This window comes from Massilia eburnea (assembly GCF_050709955.1).
Classification (GTDB): Bacteria; Pseudomonadota; Gammaproteobacteria; order Burkholderiales; family Burkholderiaceae_D; genus Rugamonas; species Rugamonas eburnea_A.
The window spans coordinates 40,547-60,308 of record NZ_JBNZFX010000011.1 but is presented as its reverse complement, the minus strand read 5'-3'; the positions used below and the strand labels follow the sequence as shown (position 1 = coordinate 60,308).

17 protein-coding genes and 2 pseudogenes are annotated in these 19,762 nt (G+C 62.0%); 10 read left to right on the top strand and 9 right to left on the bottom strand.

Annotated elements, in window-relative coordinates; all coding sequences use genetic code 11:
- Together ACQ4MM_RS08010 and def are read right to left on the bottom strand one after the other, a co-directional pair.
- Positions 1–351, bottom strand: a 351-nt coding sequence (locus ACQ4MM_RS08010) for a methionyl-tRNA formyltransferase (RefSeq protein ID WP_431476881.1), incomplete at its 3' end; no start/stop codon positions are given.
- A gap of 16 nt (positions 352–367) precedes the next feature.
- Positions 368–906, bottom strand: a pseudogene (gene def, locus ACQ4MM_RS08005) (peptide deformylase).
- A gap of 175 nt (positions 907–1,081) precedes the next feature.
- Here def and ACQ4MM_RS08000 point away from each other — a divergent pair.
- The 8 genes and pseudogenes from ACQ4MM_RS08000 (at position 1,082) to ACQ4MM_RS07965 (ending at position 11,898) form a co-directional block, all read left to right on the top strand.
- Entirely contained in the window at positions 1,082–2,179 is a 1,098-nt protein-coding gene (locus ACQ4MM_RS08000) for a LysM peptidoglycan-binding domain-containing protein (protein WP_431476880.1), read from the top strand.
- Between the two features lie 5 nt (positions 2,180–2,184).
- Entirely contained in the window at positions 2,185–3,414 is a 1,230-nt protein-coding gene (dprA, locus tag ACQ4MM_RS07995; RefSeq protein ID WP_431476879.1) for a DNA-processing protein DprA, read from the top strand.
- A 49-nt stretch (positions 3,415–3,463) separates the two neighbouring features.
- Entirely contained in the window at positions 3,464–3,928 is a 465-nt protein-coding gene (locus ACQ4MM_RS07990; protein WP_431476878.1) for a DUF494 family protein, read from the top strand.
- Positions 3,929–4,075: 147 nt separating this feature from the next.
- Positions 4,076–6,761: pseudogene (locus ACQ4MM_RS07985) on the top strand (DNA topoisomerase III).
- Positions 6,762–6,804: 43 nt separating this feature from the next.
- Positions 6,805–8,850 (top strand): alpha/beta hydrolase domain-containing protein, encoded by a 2,046-nt coding sequence (locus ACQ4MM_RS07980; RefSeq protein ID WP_431476877.1) that lies wholly within the window; start codon positions 6,805–6,807, stop codon positions 8,848–8,850.
- A 3-nt stretch (positions 8,851–8,853) separates the two neighbouring features.
- Positions 8,854–9,351: a hypothetical protein gene (locus ACQ4MM_RS07975; protein ID WP_431476876.1), complete on the top strand. Its 498-nt coding sequence runs from the start codon at positions 8,854–8,856 to the stop codon at positions 9,349–9,351.
- A gap of 35 nt (positions 9,352–9,386) precedes the next feature.
- A complete protein-coding gene (locus ACQ4MM_RS07970) occupies positions 9,387–10,772 on the top strand; it encodes a YfcC family protein (protein ID WP_431476875.1) in 1,386 nt (461 codons plus the stop codon).
- 10 nt (positions 10,773–10,782) lie between these two features.
- On the top strand, positions 10,783–11,898 hold the full coding sequence (locus ACQ4MM_RS07965) for a succinylglutamate desuccinylase/aspartoacylase family protein (protein WP_431476874.1): 1,116 nt from the start codon (positions 10,783–10,785) through the stop codon (positions 11,896–11,898).
- On the opposite strand, the gene ACQ4MM_RS07960 is transcribed toward ACQ4MM_RS07965, so the two are convergent.
- The 6 genes from ACQ4MM_RS07960 to ACQ4MM_RS07935 form a co-directional block, all read right to left on the bottom strand.
- On the bottom strand, positions 11,895–12,428 hold the full coding sequence (locus ACQ4MM_RS07960; RefSeq protein WP_431476873.1) for a hypothetical protein: 534 nt from the start codon (positions 12,426–12,428) through the stop codon (positions 11,895–11,897). The two genes, ACQ4MM_RS07965 and ACQ4MM_RS07960, sit on opposite strands and share 4 nt — an antisense overlap.
- Positions 12,425–13,117 (bottom strand): hypothetical protein, encoded by a 693-nt coding sequence (locus ACQ4MM_RS07955; RefSeq protein WP_431476872.1) that lies wholly within the window; start codon positions 13,115–13,117, stop codon positions 12,425–12,427. Before ACQ4MM_RS07955 ends, ACQ4MM_RS07960 begins: the two co-directional genes overlap by 4 nt.
- Before the next feature lie 9 nt (positions 13,118–13,126).
- The gene (locus ACQ4MM_RS07950) at positions 13,127–13,546 is read right to left on the bottom strand and encodes a DUF3597 domain-containing protein (protein WP_431476871.1); all 420 of its coding nucleotides are present in this window, start codon (positions 13,544–13,546) and stop codon (positions 13,127–13,129) included.
- 99 nt (positions 13,547–13,645) lie between these two features.
- Positions 13,646–14,287, bottom strand: coding sequence for a hypothetical protein (locus ACQ4MM_RS07945; protein ID WP_431476870.1), 642 nt, complete (start codon positions 14,285–14,287; stop codon positions 13,646–13,648).
- Positions 14,265–17,222: an ABC transporter permease gene (locus ACQ4MM_RS07940; RefSeq protein ID WP_431476869.1), complete on the bottom strand. Its 2,958-nt coding sequence runs from the start codon at positions 17,220–17,222 to the stop codon at positions 14,265–14,267. The genes ACQ4MM_RS07945 and ACQ4MM_RS07940 overlap by 23 nt, the downstream gene beginning before the upstream one ends.
- 11 nt (positions 17,223–17,233) lie before the next feature.
- Entirely contained in the window at positions 17,234–18,127 is an 894-nt protein-coding gene (locus ACQ4MM_RS07935; protein ID WP_431476868.1) for an ABC transporter ATP-binding protein, read from the bottom strand.
- A gap of 279 nt (positions 18,128–18,406) precedes the next feature.
- Here ACQ4MM_RS07935 and ACQ4MM_RS07930 point away from each other — a divergent pair, with 279 nt between their 5' ends.
- Together ACQ4MM_RS07930 and coq7 are read left to right on the top strand one after the other, a co-directional pair.
- Positions 18,407–18,799 (top strand): hypothetical protein, encoded by a 393-nt coding sequence (locus ACQ4MM_RS07930; RefSeq protein ID WP_431476867.1) that lies wholly within the window; start codon positions 18,407–18,409, stop codon positions 18,797–18,799.
- Between the two features lie 70 nt (positions 18,800–18,869).
- Entirely contained in the window at positions 18,870–19,508 is a 639-nt protein-coding gene (gene coq7, locus ACQ4MM_RS07925; protein ID WP_431476866.1) for a 2-polyprenyl-3-methyl-6-methoxy-1,4-benzoquinone monooxygenase, read from the top strand.
- Here the strand turns inward: coq7 and ACQ4MM_RS07920 are convergent.
- Positions 19,505–19,693 (bottom strand): hypothetical protein, encoded by a 189-nt coding sequence (locus ACQ4MM_RS07920; protein WP_431476865.1) that lies wholly within the window; start codon positions 19,691–19,693, stop codon positions 19,505–19,507. The genes coq7 and ACQ4MM_RS07920 overlap by 4 nt on opposite strands.
- Positions 19,694–19,762: the final 69 nt, after the last annotated feature.

Here is a 19,762-nt window from a genome sequence, read left to right as displayed (position 1 = left end):
GCCGTGGATATTCAGGCAAGGCTTGATGTCGAGGGTGGCGCGCGGCAGGATCAGGCCGTAGGCGGCGACCACCATCACGTCGAAGTCGGTGGCCAGCAGGCGTTCATGGGCGGCTTTGGCTTCCGCCGCGCGCTGCGGATCCTTTGCGTCCATGCGCAGCGACAGCGGCTGCAGCACTTCGATGCCGTGCTTGACGGCGTACTGCTTGACCGCCGACGGCTGCAGCTGCATGCCGCGGCCGGCCGGGCGGTCGGGCTGGGTCAATACCAGGGGAATCTCGAAACCTGCTTCGTGCAGGGCCTGGAGGGCGACGGCCGCAAACTCAGGCGTGCCCGCGAAGATCACTTTCATGCTTCCCCCGCTGGTATCAGTAACGGCGGCCGGAGGCGCGCAGCGCATCATCGCGCTGGACGCCACGTTCTTCTTTTTGCAGTTTGGTCTTGATGCGATTGCGTTTCAAGGGGGACAGGTATTCGACGAATACCTTGCCTTTCAGGTGATCCATTTCGTGCTGGATACAGACAGCCAGCAGGCCGTCGGCTTCGATCTCGAACGCTTCGCCTTGACGTTGTAAGCACGCACTTTGACGGCGGATGGGCGCTCGACGCCGTCATAGATGCCAGGTACTGACAGGCAACCTTCGTCGTAGACCTGTTTTTCATCGCTCGACCACAGGATTTCCGGGTTGATGAAGGCGGTCAGGCCGGTTTTGTCTTCCGTGATATCGATGACAACAACCTGCTCGTGCACGTCAACCTGGGTGGCGGCCAGGCCGATGCCCGGTGCGTCGTACATGGTTTCTGCCATGTCTTCCACCAATGTGGCCAGGCGCTCGTCGAACACGGCAACAGGTTTTGCAATTTTGTGCAGACGAGGGTCTGGATAGCGGAGAATATTCAGTTTCACGGGAGAATCTTAGTTAAACGACAATGATTGTGCGGTAAAAGGCGCATATTATGCGTGCACGATTGCTTCTGTGACACGAATTCCTTGCTTGATCCGGGTAATATGGGCAGAATTTGATTTCAGTGAGGCAAGCCTTTGTGGCCTTCCGTCATTGCCGCACCTAACGGATATACCAATGAAAAATTTTAGCACAAGCAGCAGCCGCCTGTTGGCCGCAGCCCTGTTTTGCGGTGTGACGGCCGTTCCGGCCCACGCCAAGACCATCGTCTGCGAGTTCAAGCCGAACGCACCGGATAGCCATACCGTAGTCAAGGGCGATACCCTGTGGGGTATCTCCGGAACCTTCCTCGACAAGCCTTGGTGCTGGCCGCAGGTTTGGGGTATGAATAAAGAAGAAATCGCGAATCCGCACTGGATCTATCCAGGGCAGATCGTCTGGTTCGACCGCGAAGCCGGTCGCCTGCGCCTTGGTAACAAGGTCGGTGGCGACGGCACGTCCGGCGATATGCGCCTTGGCCCGCAGTTGCGGACCGAAGGCCTGGGCAAGGACGCCGTCCAGTCGATCCCGTCGGGCGTGATCGAACCGTTCCTGACGCAACCCCTGATCATCGAAGAAGATGAACTCAAGAATGCACCGCGCATCATCGCGACGCGCGGCGCCCGAGTGCTCATCGGCAAGGATGACAAAGCCTATGTCCGCGGCAACCTGAAAGGCAGCACCTCGTTCCAGGTGTTCCGTCCAGGTAAACCGCTGAAAGACCCGGTCACCAAGAAGACCGTGGCACTGGAAGCGTTCTACCTCGGCACCCTGAAGCTGGAAGCGCAGGCCGAAGGTGGCAGCGACGTACATACCTTCGTTGTCGCCAGCGCCAAGGAAGAAATGGGCAAGGGCGATTTGCTGATGGCGATGCCGCCGATGCCGATGCAGAACTACGTCCCGCATCCGCCGGACGTCGAAGTCAATGCCCACGTGCTGGCCGTCTACAACGGTGTCACGCACGCCGGCCAGAACCAGGTTGTCAGCATTAGTCGCGGAAAGCTTGACGGACTCGATATCGGTTCCGTGCTGCAGCTGTACCATAAGGGTGAAGTGGTGAGCGATCCGGGCGCGTCGAAAGGTGCGTTCAATCTGCGCAACCCGACGGTCAAGCTGCCGGATGAGCGAGTGGGTAGCTTGTTTGTCTTCCGAGTGTTCAAGCATGTGTCGTATGGCTTGATCATGCAGGTGACTGAACCAATCGTTGTAGGGGACGTCGCCAAGACCGCGGAGTAAATCCCATGGCCGTGCAAGTCACGGATACCGCAAATCCCGCCCGCCAGGACTCCGAGAGCCTGGCGATGTGGCTGCGCCTGGCGAACACGCCAGGCGTCGGCCGCCACGGAGCCAGCAAGCTGCTCCAGCACTACTTCTCTCCCCAAGCCGTTTTCACTGCCGCCAACGCCCGTCTCGCTGCGCCACCCGCGCAGGATGATGCCGCGCCGCTGCCATTGCGCATGCTGAGCCACGCCGATGCCGGCATCGTGCGTGCCGGGCACCGCCCGCACGGCGATGACGAAGACGGCATCTCGATCGCGGCGGCACGCTGCCTTGCCGGGCCCATGCCCGAACGATTTCGCGTGCTGGCGCAAGCGTCCCTGGAATGGGCCGCGCAGTCCGGCAATCACCTGGTCTTGCTGGGCGACCCGGAATACCCGCCGACTTTGCGGCATATCGCCGATCCACCGCTGCTGCTATATGCTAAAGGCAACCTGGCCCTGCTCCAGTGCGAGTCCGTGGCGGTAGTGGGCGCTCGCCACGGCACCGCGCAAGGCCGCTCCCATGCGCGCCAGTTCGCGCGGGTGCTGAGCGCGGCCGGCATGACGGTGGTCTCCGGCCTGGCCCTCGGCATCGATGCTGCCGCACACGAAGGCGGCCTGGAAGGGCCGGCCGGCACCGTGGCCGTGATCGGCACCGGCATCGACCGCATCTACCCGCGCCGCAACGCGGCCCTGGCGCGCCGCATCGCGGAAGAGGGCTGTCTGGTCAGCGAATTCGTTCTCGGCACGGCAGCGCGGGCCGAACATTTCCCGATCCGCAACCGCATCATTGCCGGCATGACCCGCGCCACGCTGGTGATCGAAGCCGCGGCGCGCTCCGGCTCTTTGATCACAGCCCATGCGGCAGTCAACGCTGGCCGCGAAGTCTTTGTGCTGCCCGGCTCCGTCTTGTCGCCGCAGTCGGTCGGCTGCCATGTACTAATAAGAGAAGGGGCGCGCCTGGTCGCCACGCCGGAGCACCTGCTGGACGACCTGGGCCTGGCAATGCCGGACCAGGCGGCAGTGCCGATGGACCAGGCGGCAGGCTGGTTGTTGGCCGCCCTCGGCCATGATCCGATCAGTGCCGATGAGCTTGCAATAAGGTTGCAACTTCCGCCAAGTGACATGCAGGCAAGCTTGCTTGCCTTGGAGCTGGCCGGTGTGGTGGAAAGGCTGCCGGGCGGTGTTTTCCAGCGCCTGAAAGGCCTGTGACCCCCCGTTATGCTTGTGCCCGCCTCACAGATGCTGCTAAAGTAGCGCCATGTTTGACATCCTGGTTTACTTGTACGAGACCTATTACCGCCCTGATGCCTGCCCTGAACCCGCAGCATTGGCAAAGAAACTCTCCGCAGTCGGTTTCGACGACGTAGAGATTTCCGAGGCGCTGGTCTGGCTGAATGACCTCGCCGCCATGGCTGGCGTCGAGCAGTCAATGACGGCCGCATCTTCTGGCACGCGCTTCTACGTGCGTCAGGAGCTGGATGTACTGGGCGCCTCCGCTGTCGGCTTTATCCAGTTCCTGGAGAGTGCCGGCCTGCTGTCCCCGCTGCAACGTGAAATCGTCATCGAACGCGCCCTGGCGCTGGACGAGGCCCCGGTGTCGCTGGGCAAGCTGAAGATCATCGTGCTGATGCTGCTGTGGAGCCAGGGCAAGGAGCCGGACGCCCTGATGTTCGACGACCTGTTTGGCGCCGAAGAAGACCAGGCGCCGCGCCTGTTGCACTAAGCACACTCTTGCCGGCGTTGCCCTACGCCGGCCGTTTCCGTAATAATATTTGCAGCATTGTGGCTTTCGTACGAAGTCGCAAGCCAGCGCTTACTTGCGAATGTTGTATTATGCGCGCTGCCGCATACACCGACGAGAACTATAAATATGAGTAAAGCCCTCATCATCGCTGAGAAACCTTCTGTCGCGAACGACATCGCGAAAGCCCTTGGCGGCTTCAGCAAGCACGATGAGTATTTCGAATCCGACGACTACGTGCTGTCTTCCGCAGTGGGTCACCTGCTGGAAATCGCCGTGCCTGAAGAACACGACGTCAAGCGCGGCAAATGGACTTTCACCCATTTGCCGATGATCCCGCCGTACTTTGCACTGAACCCGATCGCCAAGACTGAATCGCGGCTCAAGGTGCTGAACAAGCTGATCAAGCGCAAGGACGTCACCACCCTGATTAACGCATGCGACGCGGGCCGCGAAGGTGAACTGATCTTCCGCCTGATTGCGCAGAATGCGAAAGCCAAGCAACCGGTCAAGCGCCTGTGGCTGCAGTCGATGACGCCGAACGCGATCCGCGACGGCTTCACGCACCTGCGCAGCGACGACGAAATGCTGCCGCTGGCCGACGCCGCGCGTTGCCGCTCGGAAGCGGACTGGCTGATCGGCATCAACGGCACCCGCGCCATGACCGCCTTCAACTCGAAAGAGGGCGGCTTCTACCTGACCACCGTGGGCCGCGTGCAGACGCCGACCCTGTCGATCGTGGTCGAGCGCGAAGAGAAGATCAAGAGTTTCGTCTCGCGCGATTACTGGGAAGTGCGCGCCGAATTCGTGTGCGCGGCCGGCATTTATGAAGGCCGCTGGCTGGACACCAACTTCAAGAAAGACGAGAACGATCCTGAGCGGCGTGCCGAGCGCCTGTGGAGCAAAACCGCCGCCGATACGATCGCGCTGGCGTGCAAGGGCAAGCAAGGCAATGTGACTGAGGAGTCGAAGCCGACCACCTCGATGTCGCCTGGCCTGTTCGACCTGACCTCGCTGCAGCGCGAAGCCAACTCGCGTTTCGGCTTCTCGGCCAAGAAACACCCTGGGCCTGGCGCAAGCACTGTACGAGAAGCACAAGGTGCTGACTTACCCTCGTACCGATTCGCGCCACCTGCCGGAAGACTACCTGCCGACTGTCAAGGACACGCTGGAGGTTCTGAAGGAAAGCAACAATTACAACCAGTTCGCCAAGCAGATCCTGGACAAGGGCTGGGCCAAGCCGAACAAACGCATCTTCGACAACACGAAGATCAGCGACCACTTTGCGATCATCCCGACCGGCATCGTGCCGAAGAACCTGAGCGAGCCGGAACAGAAGCTGTACGACCTGGTCACCCGCCGCTTCATGGCGGTGTTCTTCCCGGCTGCGGAATTCCTGGTCACCACCCGCTTCACCGAAGTGGCTGGCCACCAGTTCAAGACCGAAGGCAAGGTGATGACCAACCCGGGCTGGCTGGCGATCTACGGCAAGGATGCTGCCGGCGACGACGAGAAGGAAGGCAGCAGCGGCAACCTGGTGCCGGTCGCCAAGGGCGAGAAAGTCCTGACCGAGAAAGTCACGGCGAACGGCCTGGTGACCAAACCGCCCGCACGCTACACTGAAGCGACGCTGCTGTCGGCAATGGAAGGCGCCGGCAAGCTGGTCGACTCCGACGAACTGCGCGATGCCATGGCCGGCAAGGGCCTGGGCACGCCGGCCACCCGCGCGGCCATCATCGAGGGCCTGCTGGGCGAGAAATACCTGCTGCGCGAAGGCCGCGAGATGATGCCGACCGCGAAAGCGTTCCAGCTCATGACGCTGCTGCGCGGCCTGGGCGTGAGCGAACTGACCGCCCCGGAACTGACCGGTGAGTGGGAATACAAGCTGTCGCAGATGGAGAAGGGCAAGATCTCGCGTGAAGAGTTCATGCGCGAAATCGCCCAGATGACCCAGATCATCGTCAAGCGAGCCAAGGAATACGACAACGACACCATTCCGGGCGACTATGCGACGCTGCAGACGCCGTGCCCGAACTGCAGTGGCGTGGTCAAGGAAAACTACCGCCGCTTCGCTTGCACCAAGTGCGAGTTCTCGATGACCAAGGTGCCTGGTGGCCGCCAGTTCGAAATCGAGGAAGTGGAACAACTGCTGCGCGACCGCACCATCGGCCCGCTGCAAGGCTTCCGCTCCAAGATGGGCCGTCCGTTTGCGGCGATCCTGCGCATCGTGAAGGATGAAGAAATCAAGAACTTCAAGCTGGAGTTCGATTTCGGGCAGAACGACGAGTCAGGCGAAGACGGCGAAGGCGTCGACTTCAGCGGCCAGACGCCGCTCGGCCCTTGCCCGAAATGCGCCGGTGGCGTGTACGAGATGGGCCTGGCCTATACCTGCGAAAACCAGGTAGCCAAGCCGAAGACCTGCGACTTCCGCTCCAGCCGCATCATCCTGCAACAGGAGATCCAGCCGGAGCAGATGGCCAAGCTGCTCAACGAAGGCAAGACCGACCTGCTGCCGGGCTTCATCTCGCAGCGTACCCGCCGGCCGTTCAAGGCCTTCCTGGTACGCGGCAAGGACGGCAAGATCAGCTTCGAGTTCGAAGAACGCAAAGCCAAGCCGGGCGCTGCCAAGAAAACGGCAGCCAAGAGCGACGGCGCGGTAGGCGCGGCCGAGGCAGCACCGGCAGCCGCCAAGCCAGCCGCCAAGAAAGCCGCCGCGAAGAAGGCTCCAGCCAAAAAAGCTGCAGCCAAAAAGCCGGCAGCCAAAAAGCCGGCAGCGAAAAAGGCAGCCGCCAAGAAAACCGCAGCAGCGGAATAAACCAACGGGACCCGCGCGGTCCCGTTTTACTTTGTTCGAGTACATGAAGAAATCCCGCTGGGCGGCGATTGCTGCCACCATGTTTGTTGCCGGCGCATCGCAGGCCGCCGTCGAGCGCATTGAGATCACGGAGCGCGTGCCGTTCGCGCCTGGCGTCAAGTTCGGCGAGGCTGGAGAGTACGAGAAACTGCGCGGCGTCGCCTATTTCTCGCTCAATCCCAAGGGCACGGCCAACCTGGCTATCGTCGACCTGAAGCGCGCGCCGCGCGACAAGCGCGGCATGGTGCGCTTTTCCAGCGAGTTCGTGCTGCTGCGCCCTGCTAGCGGCAAGACCGGCACGCTGGTGTACGACGTCAACAACCGCGGCAACATCGTTGTGCTGGGCCAGCTCAATGGCAAGGCGCCGAAGAATAACGACCCGACGACGGCGGAAGATGCCGGCGATGGCTTCATGATGCGCCACGGCTTCAGCATGCTGTTCTCGGCCTGGACCTGGGACGTGGCGCCGTCGCCTGCCGGCGTGAAGCCCCTGATTTTCAAGGCGCCCGTGGTGAAGGGCCCGCGTGGCATGAGCGCCAATGAGTTCATCGTCGATGCCCCGGCCGAGGTGGCAAGCTACGCCGGCCTGCGCGGCATAGGCTACGAGCCGGCCACGCCGAACGATCCGGAAGCGGTGCTGACGGAGCGCACGCGCCAGGGCGACATGCGGCGTCCGGTCGACCGCAACCGTTGGGAATTCGTGGCGCCGGAACAGCCGGGCGGCCCGGGCCGCATCAAGCTGCAAGGCGGCTTCCAGCCCGGCAAGATCTATGAAGTGCGCTATGAGGCGAAGGATCCGCGCGTGACCGGCGCCGGCCTGGCCGGTATCCGCGACCTGCTGGCCTACTTCCGCGAGAACCAGGTCGAAGGCGCTTCGCTGCCCAAGACGGTGCTGATGTTCGGCTACAGCCAGTCGGCGCGGCTGATCGGCCGCATGCTGCATGATGGCCTGAATCTCGACGAGCAGGGCCGCCTGGTGTTCGATGGCGCCTTGCTTGAGGTGCCGGGCGCCGGTGGGTCGGGAGGCTTCAACAGCCGCTTCGTGCAGGTGACGCGTCATCCGTCGATGCTGGAAGAGCATGACTACCCGACCGATGCCTTCCCGTTTACCAGCACGCCGACGCGCGACCCGGTGACCGGGCGCGTGGCGTCCACCCTGGACCACGCGAAGGACAAGCAAGGCCGAGTGCCCAAGCTGCTGATTGCCAATACCTCGGCGGAATTCTGGAACCGCGGCGCCTCGCTGCTGACCACTGCGCCGGACGGTGTGGGCGACGCCGCGCCGGCGTCCAATGTGCGCGTGTACGGCCTGATGGGCGCGCAGCATTACGTGGGCCGCTCGCACACCCGCGCGCCGTTCACCGCCTGCGTCTCCACCACCAATTACTACCTGCCATTGCGGGCCCTGATGCTGGCGCTGGACGGCTGGACCAGCAAAGGCACGCCGCCGCCAGCCAGCGCCTATCCGAGGCTGGAAGACGGCACCCTGGTGTCGGTCGAGGCTTACCGCAAAGCCTTCCCCGCCGTGCCCGGCCTGACTCCGCCAGAGCAGAACCTGCACGAACCGCGCCTCGACCATGGCGCGCGCTTCCTGTCGCAGGGTATTGCGGACATGGTGCCGCCGGCACAGAAGATGGCGTTCGAGACCCGCGTGCCTGCGCCTGACGCCGACGGCAATGACCGCGGCGGGGTACGCCTGGTGGAGCTGCAGGCGCCGCTCGGCACCCACACCGGCTGGAACCTGCGCGCGCCGGAAACCGGCTTCGGCTGGGCCACCTCGCGCTACAACGGCAGCTTCGTTCCGTTCGCCCGCACCGAAGCCGAACGCAAGGCCGCCAATGACCCGCGCCCAAGCCTGCAGGCCCGCTATCCCAATCGCGACGCCTTCATCGCCGCCACCCGCGCCGCCGCGGCACGCCAGGTCGCCGCACGCCTGCTGCTGCAGGAAGACGCCGAGCGCACGGTCGCCGAACGCACCGGCCTGTACGACCGCATCCTGGCCCGTGACCCAGCCGACCCAAGTTGCAATTACCTGTTTGCAAACCCTTAAAAAATGAAGTTCCCTGACTATGTCCGCCCATTTGCTCCGAACCTGATCGCTTGCGGTTTCGTGACATGCCTGCTCGCTAACAGGTACATGGGGTTTATGATTTTCTTTCTCGCCGTCCCTTTGGTCCCGTGGCTGTTTTATTCGATTTGGTCCGTCATACGCAAGCCAACGATCAGGCCGCCGACTCTCGTCCGCATGGGAATCTGGTTGCTGGGCGTAACGGTTATCCTCGTGGCACATGCTTACATGAATGCCGAGGCGAGAAAAGAGGAGCAGCGTGTTGTCGGTAAGATCGAAGCATACATAGCCCAGCATGGCTCATGCCCGGCTACGTTGGCGACAGTTGGTGTTGACAAGGACGAGGTCCGGAACGTACTTGGCATGAATGCTTACGTTTGTGAAGATGGTAAGCCCATGTTCTTCTATGGCAGCACATACGTCCCTTTTGAAATGGAGAACTACGATTTCACGCAACACCGCTGGAGTCATGTTTATGAGTAGCGGTCCTGACATTCAAGTTTGAGCTATTGCAAGCAATGAAAAAACTGAAGCTCCCCAATACCTTCGTCCTGCTGTTCATGATCCTGGCGCTGATCGCGCTGGCGACCTGGCTGGTCCCGGGTGGCAAGTACGAGACCCATCTCGTCAACGGCAAGCAACTGGTCGACCCGGACACTTTCCACTACATCGAAAGCAAGCCGCAGGGCTTGGCCGCGCTGCTGATGGCGCCGATCAAGGGCTTCGCGGAAGCAGGACTGATCATTGGTTTCGTGATGCTGACCGGCGGCGCCTTCAACGTGCTGCACAAGACCCAGGCCATCGATGCCATGATCAAATCGATCGCCAAGGCGCATTCGCGTTCGAACCTGGTGCGCGTAGCATTGATCCCGGTGTTCGTCACGCTGTTCTCGATTGGCGGCGCCACCTTCGGCATGAACGAGGAGGCCATTCCCTTCATCCTGATTTTCGTGCCGCTGGCGCTGGCGCTCGGCTATGACACCATCACCGGCGTATCGATTCCCTTCCTCGGATCGCAGGTCGGTTTCTGCGCCGCGTTCCTGAACCCCTTCAATGTCGGCATTGCGCAGGGCATTGCGGGCGTGCCGCTGTTCTCCGGCATCGGCTATCGCGTGATCGTGTGGCTGATTGCCACCGCCGTCACGATCGTTTTCCTGATGTGGTATGCCGCGCGCATCAAGCGTCATCCCGAAAAGAGCCCGACCTACCTGCTCGATATCGAAAAGCGCGCCGAAGGCGTGGTCGACTTCGGCGGCTTTGAAGGCATGACCGCGCGCCATCGCCTGGTGTTGTGGGTCTTCGCCGCTTCGCTGGGCGGCATGGTGTTCGGCGTCGTGCAGTTCGGCTGGTTCATCGAAGAGATCGGCGCGCTGTTCCTGGCCATGACCATCGTCGTGGCCCTGATCGGCCGCCTCGACTCGGACGAAGCGGTGGCCGCCTTCGTGCAGGGCGCGAAAGACCTGGTCGGCACTGGCCTGGTGATAGCCCTGGCGCGCGGCACCATGGTGCTGGCGCGCGACGCCCACATCATCGACACCATGCTGCACGGCCTGATGCCGCTGGTGGCATCTTCCTCGCCGGTGTTTGCGGCGCAGAAGATGTTCCTGATCCAGTCGGTGATCAACTTCTTCATCCACTCCGGCAGCGGCCAGGCCGCGCTGACCATGCCGATCATGGCGCCGCTGGCGGACCTGGTTGGAGTGTCGCGCCAGACCGCGATCCTGGCTTTCCAGTTCGGCGAATTCACCACGCCGATGATCCCGACGTCGGGCATCACGGTCGGCGTGCTGGCGCTGGCGCGCATTCCGTGGCTGACCTGGGCGCGCTGGATGGTACCGCTGCAGCTGATTTACCTGGTCCTGGCGCTGGTCTTGCTGGTGCCGCCTTGCCTCATGAACTGGTAGGATGGCAGACATGGAAACCATCAAGCACCCGCTCTCCGCGCCTTACGGTACGGTTTATTACGAACTGACCAGCTACCATTTCGGCAAGCCAGGCGGTCCGAAAGCCTATATCCAGGCGGCGCTGCATGCCGACGAGGTGCCGGCCATGCTGGTGGCGCACGAGCTGCGCCAGCGCCTGCAGGCGCTGGACGCGGCGGGCAAGGTAAAGGGCGAAGTGATCCTGGTTCCGGCGGCCAACCCGATCGGGCTGGCGCAAGTCATCAATGAGCGACCGTTCGGGCGTTATGACCTGAGCAATGGCATCAATTTCAATCGCGGCTATCCGCATTATTTCGAGCAGCTGAAATCGCGCCTGAAGGGGCAACTGGGCAGCGACGCCCAGGCCAATGTGCGTGTCATCCGCCAGCACCTGCGTGAACTGGTCGCGCAATGGGAGCCGGCATCGGATGCCGCCACGCTCAAGAAGAACCTGCTGGAAATGGCGATCGATGCCGACGTAGTGCTCGACCTGCATTGCGAGAATGAAGGCGCGCTGCACCTGTATGTCGGCACCTCCCTGTGCGAAACCGCGCAGCCGCTCGCCAACCTGATGGGCGCCTGCGCCGTACTGCACACGCCAGGCGCCGGCGGCGAACCATTCGATGAAGCCTGCAGCCGGCTGTGGTGGGACCTGGCCGAACACTTTGGCCCTGACTATCCGATTCCATCGGCCTGCATGGCGGCGACGGTTGAACTGCGCGGCGAGGTGTCGGTCAGCTACGAGCTGGCAGCGCGCGATGCGGAAGCCATCATCGGCTACCTCCATGTGCGCGGCATGGTCGACGCGGGCAAGGTCACAGTGCCGGAACAAGGCTGCGCACCGACGCCGCTGGAAGGCACGCAACGTCTCGACGCGCCACATGCCGGCATGCTGGTCTACCTGAAGGAAGTTGGTGATGCGGTACGCGCCGGCGAAGTGGTCGCCGACCTGGTCGACCCGGTCAGCGGCGACACCACGCATTTGAAGGCTGAAGTCGACGGGGTGCTGTTCACGCGCCTGTCGCACCGCTACATCATCCGTGGCATGAACGTGGCCAAGATCGCGGGCGACAAGCCGTTCCGCAGCGGCAGCCTGCTAAGCCTTTAAGGCGCTTCGACAATCACGTTTTCGCGTGCTGCCGTGGTGGATGCAATGATCCGCCATGGCCCGCCCGGCGTCTGGCGCCAGACCGTGATGTCGGTAGCTTTGTGCGGCTTGCCCGTCGCGCGGGCGAGGAATTCGCCGCAGGCGATTTCGTACTGGATGCGGCCATCTTCCAGCAGCACCCTGCTGGCAGTCACGGGGCCGCCGGCTTCGCGCCACCAGTCTTCCTTGTAGCTGCCATCCACGCCTGCCTCGTGTAGCGCATCTTCGCTGTCGAAGCGCATGAAGCCCGCGTCCAGCTCGGGGCTGACGAAAGGATAGGCGATTTCGGGGCGCCATTCGCAGCGCTCGCCCTCGACCACCGTGGTGCCAGCAAAGCCGGTCATGGCCTTGCGGTCGGCCGGTATGCGCAGGTCGATATGGAAGTCGGCAGCCTGGAACCACCACACCGGCGTCACCAGGTCGCTGCTGCCGTTGGCGCGCCAGATGCCCTTGCGGCGCCACAGCCCTTCGTATGCCTGCGGGACGCTCATTTCAAGTCTTCGGTTTCGAAGTAGATGGTGCCGCCGATGGCAGCCATATTGGCTTTCAGCGCCATGGCCAGGGCATCGTTGCCGGCCGCCTGCATGCCCCATTTACGCACCTGGACCGGCGTTGCCGGTGCATCGGGGGCGGCGCGGTAAGACACGATATGGTCGAAGTCCGGGCGGCTGTCGATCTCCTTGATGAGGAAACGCTGCGCGCCGCTGCCGATCTGCATATAGCGCGACATGCCGGCCTTGCCCGGCTTGTCGTCCAGCTGGCGGAATACCAGCACCTTGTCGATCACAACCTTCGCATCCTTGTACTGGGTGCTTCCGCCGCGTTCGAAATGGCCCTGCACCACGTCGGCCCTGAACTCCGTGCGCTGCGTCTTGGCTTCCGGCGCCAGGGTGCTCAGCTCGAATTTCTCCGGGTCGATGGTCCACAGCGCATCCTGGCCGTCCAGGCGCTTGCGCAAGGCGGCATCGGTGGCCGGGTCGGCGATGTGGACTTGCAGGATGACCTGGTAGTCATGCGGGGCATGGAACATCGGCAGGTGGGAGGCATACAAGCCTTCCTGCCCGCCGAACAGGGCCATGCCATGAGTGCCGTAGGTCTTGTCCGCCGCGTGCAGGGGCAGCAGCGGCAGGGTGCAGGTTGCCAGTAAGGCGCCGGCAAGCGCGCGTCGGATCGGATTCATCCGACCATTTTACCCCTTCAGTTCAGCGGGCACCTTGCCGCCGTTTTCCTCCAGCTTGTGCATCACTTGCTTGTGCAGCCAGATGTTCATGGCGGCGGAATCACCGGTATCGCCGGTGTAGTGCAGTTCCTGCGCCAGTTCCTTGCGGGCTTGCAGGCTGGAGTCGATGTCCAGCAGCTTAAGCAGGTCGACAATCGAAGTTCGCCAGTTCAGCGGCTGGCCTGCGTGGGCGGCTTTCGCATTGAGGATTGCTTCAACGTCGACCGGCTCCGCAGCGGCTGGCGCCGGGGCCGGCTGGGTCGGAATGGGGGCCGGTGAGGCGGCGGACCCGCCAGGCGCAGTTGAGGGCGCACCAGAGGCCGGTGTTGGGGCGGCCTCTTGATGCGACGACGGGAAAATCTTGTGGAAAATATTGCTTAGGATGCCCATGTTTGCCTCGCTTTCATTTGCAGGAAGCTTAACAAGCATGGGCCGGACACATAGTGCGCTGCTTAACCCTTGGCGCACCTTGGCGCACCTGAGCGCACTTTAGCGCGACATGATTTCCACATTGCCCAGGTTGTCGTCCGGCTTGCGGTCGATCAGTTTGTTGTCCGGATCAATGCCTGCCTTGGCCGGGCGGCCATTGACGACCACCTTGAAGGTCGATTCGTTGCGGTCGACCAGCTTGCGTTCACGCAACAGGATATTGCCGTCCTTGTCGTCGACCCCGATCTCGATCAGGTCATGCAGCGGGATTTCCTTTTCCGCGCCCAGTTCGTCGGAACGCAGCTTGGCCGCATGCACGGTCAGCGTGACATCATACTTGCCGTCTGCGCGCTTCTCGGCGCTGGCCGCAACCATGCGGTTATCGAACAATACGATGGAGTTGAACAGGTCATCCACCAGGTATGCCTGCTCCGGCGGCACGATGCGGCGCAGCCCATCCACCAGCACCGTCACGCTTGGATACGGATCGCCGTGGTAGGAATACTTGCGCAGCAGTTCCGCCAGCAGTTCATTGACCTTGGCCTCGCCGACGATGTCGGCCAGCAGGTACATGGCCAGGCTGCCCTTGTGATAGTGGATGTAGTCCTGGTCTTCGTTATCGGCCAGCGGCAGCTCCTTCTTGTTTTCCGTGGCGCGGCCGAAAAGGTATTTGTTCAGGTCATAGCGCAGGAAGCGGCGCATGCGCTGGGGGGCCGAAGCTTTTCTTCATCACCATCAGCGCGGAGTATTCGGCTAGGGTTTCGCTCAGCACTGTGGCGCCGCGCGTGTTGCCGCCTACCAGCTGGTGCGCCCACCACTGGTGCGCTACTTCGTGTGCGGTGACGTAGGTCGGGTAGTCGATGTCTTTCGGGTTCTTGTCGTCCACGCGGGCGATGAAACCGACTGCCTCCGAATACGGGATGGTGTTGGGGAACGATTGCGCATAGCGCTCATAACGCGGGAATTCCACGATGCGCACGATCTTGTGCTGGTAAGGACTGAAGTTGCGCGAATAGTAGTCGAGTGAATCCTTGACGCCCTTGACCATGCGGTCCAGGTTGTATTCGTGGCCAGGCTGGTAGTAGATCTCGATGCCCACGTCCTGCCACCAGTCGTGCTTGACCGCGTAGCGCGCCGACTGGAAGGCGTAGAAGTTCAGGATCGGCTGCTCCATCTTGTAGTGGAAGTAGCGGCGGCCATTCTTGCGCCATTCCTTCACCAGGGAGCCTGGCGCCACGGCAGTCTGGTCGCCGGAAGTGCCGAGCGTTGCCTCGAAGCCGACCCAGTCGGCATCCGCGCCCAGGTAGTTGCTGGACAGGCCTTTCGGATCGTCGCGCGGCAACTTGCGCTCCTGTGCCGGCAAACCATGCTTCTTGCGATCGCGCGGATCGGTCAGTTCGGCGTGGCGCTGATAGCCGATGTGCGGCAGCACGGTGTTGTTGAAGAAGGTGCCGTTGTTCATCACCGGCGTGGTCTTGCCGAGGTTGAAGATGCCCTTTGGCTCGTAGCTCAGGGCAAAGTCCAGCGTGATTTTCTCGCCCGGTTGCAAGGGCTGCTCCAGGCGGTAACTATAGAAGCCAAGCTCGGTATCGTTCAGCACGCGGAAGGCCTTGCGGCCGAACTGCAAGGGCTGCAGGTCGGCGTCGGTATCCTGCTGTACATAGATGGTGCTGATCGGCTGCTGGGTCTTGTTCTCGAGCTGGTACCAGCCCTTCACTTTGAGCGAGCGCTGTTCGGGGTACATGTCCAGGCCAAGGCGCACGTCGACAATGCGCGGCTGTGCCGCTTCCAGCACCTGCTTGTACTTGCGCTCATAATCGGCGCGCAGGGAGTCGCGGCCATAAGGTGTCTTGAAGTTGTTGACGCACAGGTTGTACGTCAGCACGCCGCCGGCGCCGAGGAAGAGCGCCAGGCCAAAGCCGAAAGCACCCAGCACCGGCAGCGTCAGGGCGTGGCGCGCCAGGCTGACGCGCTGGCGCCATTCTTCGTTGGTGCCGCGCGGCCAGAACACCACGGTCAGCACCATCAGCATCACGGCGGCGCCGGCCCAATACAGTTCGAACCAGCGTTCACGCGCCATGAAGTGGCCGAAGCCGTTCATGTCGGAGTAGGGCAGGTTCGGCGTTACGCCGTACATCAACAGCGGGTGGTCCAGGCCCAGGGTGGCGAAGGTGATGGTGGCCACGTAGTAGACGATCATCACGAAGTAGGCCACGTATTTGTGGTTCACCAGCACCTGGGTGGTAATCGCCAGCACGGCAATCAGGGCGCAGGCCGGAAGCTGCACGGTGAACAGCCATTCGAAATACAGGCCGGGCTGCAGGTTGAAGTAGCCGCGGAACAGCTGGATCGACATGCCGACCAGCATCACGATCAACAGCAACAGCGCCTGCACCCCGATCAGGCCAAACAGCTTGGACAGGATCGGCAGCCAGCTTGGCACCGGCAGTGCGTCAAGCATCTGCGACATGCGGTGCTCGCGTTCGCGCCACACCATTTCGCCGGCATAGAAGGTGGTCACCACCAGCATGAACAGGGAGAAGGTGTTGGTCACCATTTCCAGCACCAGATAGGTGACCGGGTAGGTGCCGGTGCCGTACATCGAACCCATGTCCAGCGATCCGGCATACATGGTCAGCACGCCGGCCAGCACGATGACGAAGAAGTAGATGTTCTTGGTGGTCTCGCGCAGGTTCAGGTAGCTGAAACGCATCAGCAGCACACCAAGGTTGCGCGCCTTGAAGTCAGGCGTCTCGTTGGTGGAAGCGGCAACCTGGGTCAGGCTGCCCGGCAGGTCGCTATCGGTGCGCGCCGCGGCGCCGCTATCAACCGTGCTGACGAAGTGGAAGCGCCAGTAGCCAAGCAGCAGCGCCACCAGGGCGAAGGAAGACCAGATCACGCGGTTCAGCAGGAAGACGCCTTCCGGCAGCACCAGGCGCACATTGCGTTCGGCGATCGGCCAGTACTCGGTGAGCCGGATCACAGCGGTGGTGCCGAATGGATCGATCAGCGCCGCCAGCGTCTTGTAGTCAAGGTCGCGCGCCAGGCCTGGCGCCACGATATAGCCGACCAGCATGACCACGCTCGACACGTAGACCGGCAGCATGCGCCGCGTCAGCGCCGCCATCACGAAGAAGATGGCGCCGAAGATGAACAGGTTGGGCAGCAGCGACAGTGCGTAAGGCAGCAGGTAGTGCAGCAGGTTGAAGGGACCGAGCCGCTCCGGATCGATGCCCGGCACCTGCGTACCGAGCCATACGCCCAGCGGGATCGAGGCAAACACCACGCACAGCACCAGCCAGGCGCCGAGGAAGCGGCCCAGCATGTACTGGAATTTGTGGATCGGGGCGGAGAAGAAGAAATGGTGGGTTTCGTACTCGAAATCCTGCTGCACCGAACGCCCCATCATGGCGGCGACGATGATTACGCCCATGCAGCCGAGGAAGGAGGAGGTCAGCATGATCGAGCGCGGCGCGTTGATGAACACGCGGCCGCCGAAGCTGACGATGGCTTCCTTGAACACGCCGCCGGCAGCTGCCATCCACAGGACGGCCAGCAGCAGGAACATGCCGAAGTAGACCCAGGTCGAGAACAGCTTCAGGCGCTGTTTCGCTTCAAAGAGGGCGATGGCGAACATGGCGGCCCCGGTCAGTCGCAGGCTTTGCTGACGTCGTGGCGGCCGAGGATGGTCGCGAAGTACAGGTCTTCCAGGTCGCCCAGTGCTTCCTCGAAGCCGTCGCCCGGATCGTCGTCGTTATAGACGTGGATCAGGGTGCGGCCCGACATCAGGCGGGTCGAGATCACGGCATGGCGTTGTTGGAAGTAGGCCAGCTCCTTCTTGTCGATGAAGCGCGCCCAGATCTTGCAGCTCACGTCATCGATCAATTGCTGGGTGGCGCCGGCCACCATCAGCTGGCCCTTGTTGATAATTGCCATATTTGCGCACAGGTCGGCCACGTCGGACACGATGTGGGTCGACAGGATCACGGTGCGCTCTTCGCCGATATCGGACAGCAGGTTGTGGAAGCGCACGCGCTCCTGCGGATCGAGGCCGGCGGTCGGCTCGTCGACGATGATCAGTTTCGGGTCGCCCAGCAGGGCTTGCGCGATGCCGAAGCGCTGGCGCATGCCGCCGGAGAAGCCGCCCAGGCGCTGGTTGCGTACTTCGAACAGGTTGGTTTGCTGCAGCAGGCCGTCGACCACCTCGCGGCGGCGGGAACGGTTGGATAGGCCTTTCAGGATCGCGAAGTGATCCAGCATTTCATAGGCGGTGACTTTCGGGTAGACGCCAAAATCCTGCGGCAGGTAGCCCAACAGGCGGCGGATTTCGTCCTTTTCATCCAGCACATCCAGGTCGCCGAAGAACACCGAACCCGAATCGCATTCCTGCAGCGTGGCCAGGGTGCGCATCAGGGTCGACTTGCCGGCGCCATTCGGGCCCAGCAAGCCGAACATGCCGGACGGGATGGTCAGCGACACATTGTCGAGCGCGACGACGCCATTGGCATAGGTCTTCGATAAATTCTTGATGCGCAATTGCATGGTGACTCCGCTAACCCCTTTTCACATGATGGCATTGTATTGAATGCGCGACATATCGGTTGCCCGTATGCGATAGCCCGCACATTCAGCGCCCCAGGATGCACTTTCCGGGGAACGAAAAGTGCGCTTTCGCCGTTGGTTTAGCACTAAAGTTTCAAGGGTAACAAGGTTGATACCCCCGCGCAAGGAACAAATCTGGACAAAAGTGCTATATAGTTCCTTGACATGCAAGTACATCATTCAAAACTTGACGCTGCCATTCAGGAAAAGCTCCTGACTGTGACCCGTTGCGGGCTGACGGCCAGCGAGTCCTCCGGCTTTTTCCGCACCGCGATCGGCTTGTATTACCTGGCCAGCCTGATGACCAAGGAGCAGCTTGACTTCAAGGCGCTCGACAAAGCCTTCAACCGCTTTGTCTACCGCTCGATTGGCGGTGGCCACAGCATGACCAGCATCCTGCAGTTCATGAGCGGCGCAAAGGTGGTGGAGGTGCTGGAGTCGCCGCGCTTCATGCGCGCGATGGCCGAGTACCTGCCGGAGGTGCCGGTCGATTCGATTCCCTTCCTGCTTGGCCTGAACCTGGGTGTGGCAAAGGATATTTCCAAGATCGATGCCCGTGGCCCGGTGGCCGACTGGCTGGAAAAACAACGCATCCTGCGCGAAGGCGTGTAACGGCAAGCCTGCGGCTACTAGATGGGGAAGGCCTATAATGTGGTTTTCCGAACAAGCTGGACGAACCATCATGAATCGCTACCACAATCCCCTCGACCGTTTCATCACTGGCGCCGACAAGGCTTTGCGCGTGCTCGCTGGCGTGCATTCGGCATCGCGCCCGACTCCGGCGGTGCATGCGGCCGATGCGGAGATGACGGAGCAGGAGCACCGTCACAGCGCGGGCTTGATGCGGGTGAATCATGTGGGCGAGGTGATGGCGCAGGCGCTGTACAACTCGCAGGCGCGCTTCGCCAAGAGCGACGAGGCGCGTGCGGCTTTCGATAAGGCCAGCCGCGAGGAAGAAGATCACCTGGCCTGGTGCGCGCAGCGCTTGGCGGAATTGGGCTCGCAACCGAGCTTCCTGAATCCGCTGTTCTATGCTGGCGCGTACGCGCTGGGTACGGCCGCCGCACTGGCGGGCGATAAGCAAAGCCTTGGTTTTGTGGTGGAGACCGAGCGCCAGGTGGAAGCGCACCTGGCCAGTCACCTGGACCGTTTGCCAGCGCAGGACGCCAAGTCGCGCGCCATCGTCGAGCAAATGCGCGTAGATGAAATCGCGCATGGCAAAGCGGCGGAAGACATGGGGGCTGAGAAAACCCCGCTGCCGATCCAGCTAGCGATGAAAGCCATGTCGAAGGTAATGACTTCAACCACCTACTACATTTAAAACACGCCGGCAGCCTTCAGAATCAACCCGATGATTGCTACCAAGTTCGTGACTGTCAGGCCAGCAACCCAATAGATCAGTTTTTCGAAGTCTCTACGTAGCTGAAGTTGTTCTGCGTGCATTTCGTTGAATCGTTCGTCGACTTTGCCTCGCAGAAGCGTGAGTTCGTCCTTTAGAGTATCCATAGTCACCTCTAGCTTGACGATTCTCGACAGTGGTTAGACTCTGCCGCAGTTTGCGGTGGGAGGCTTTGA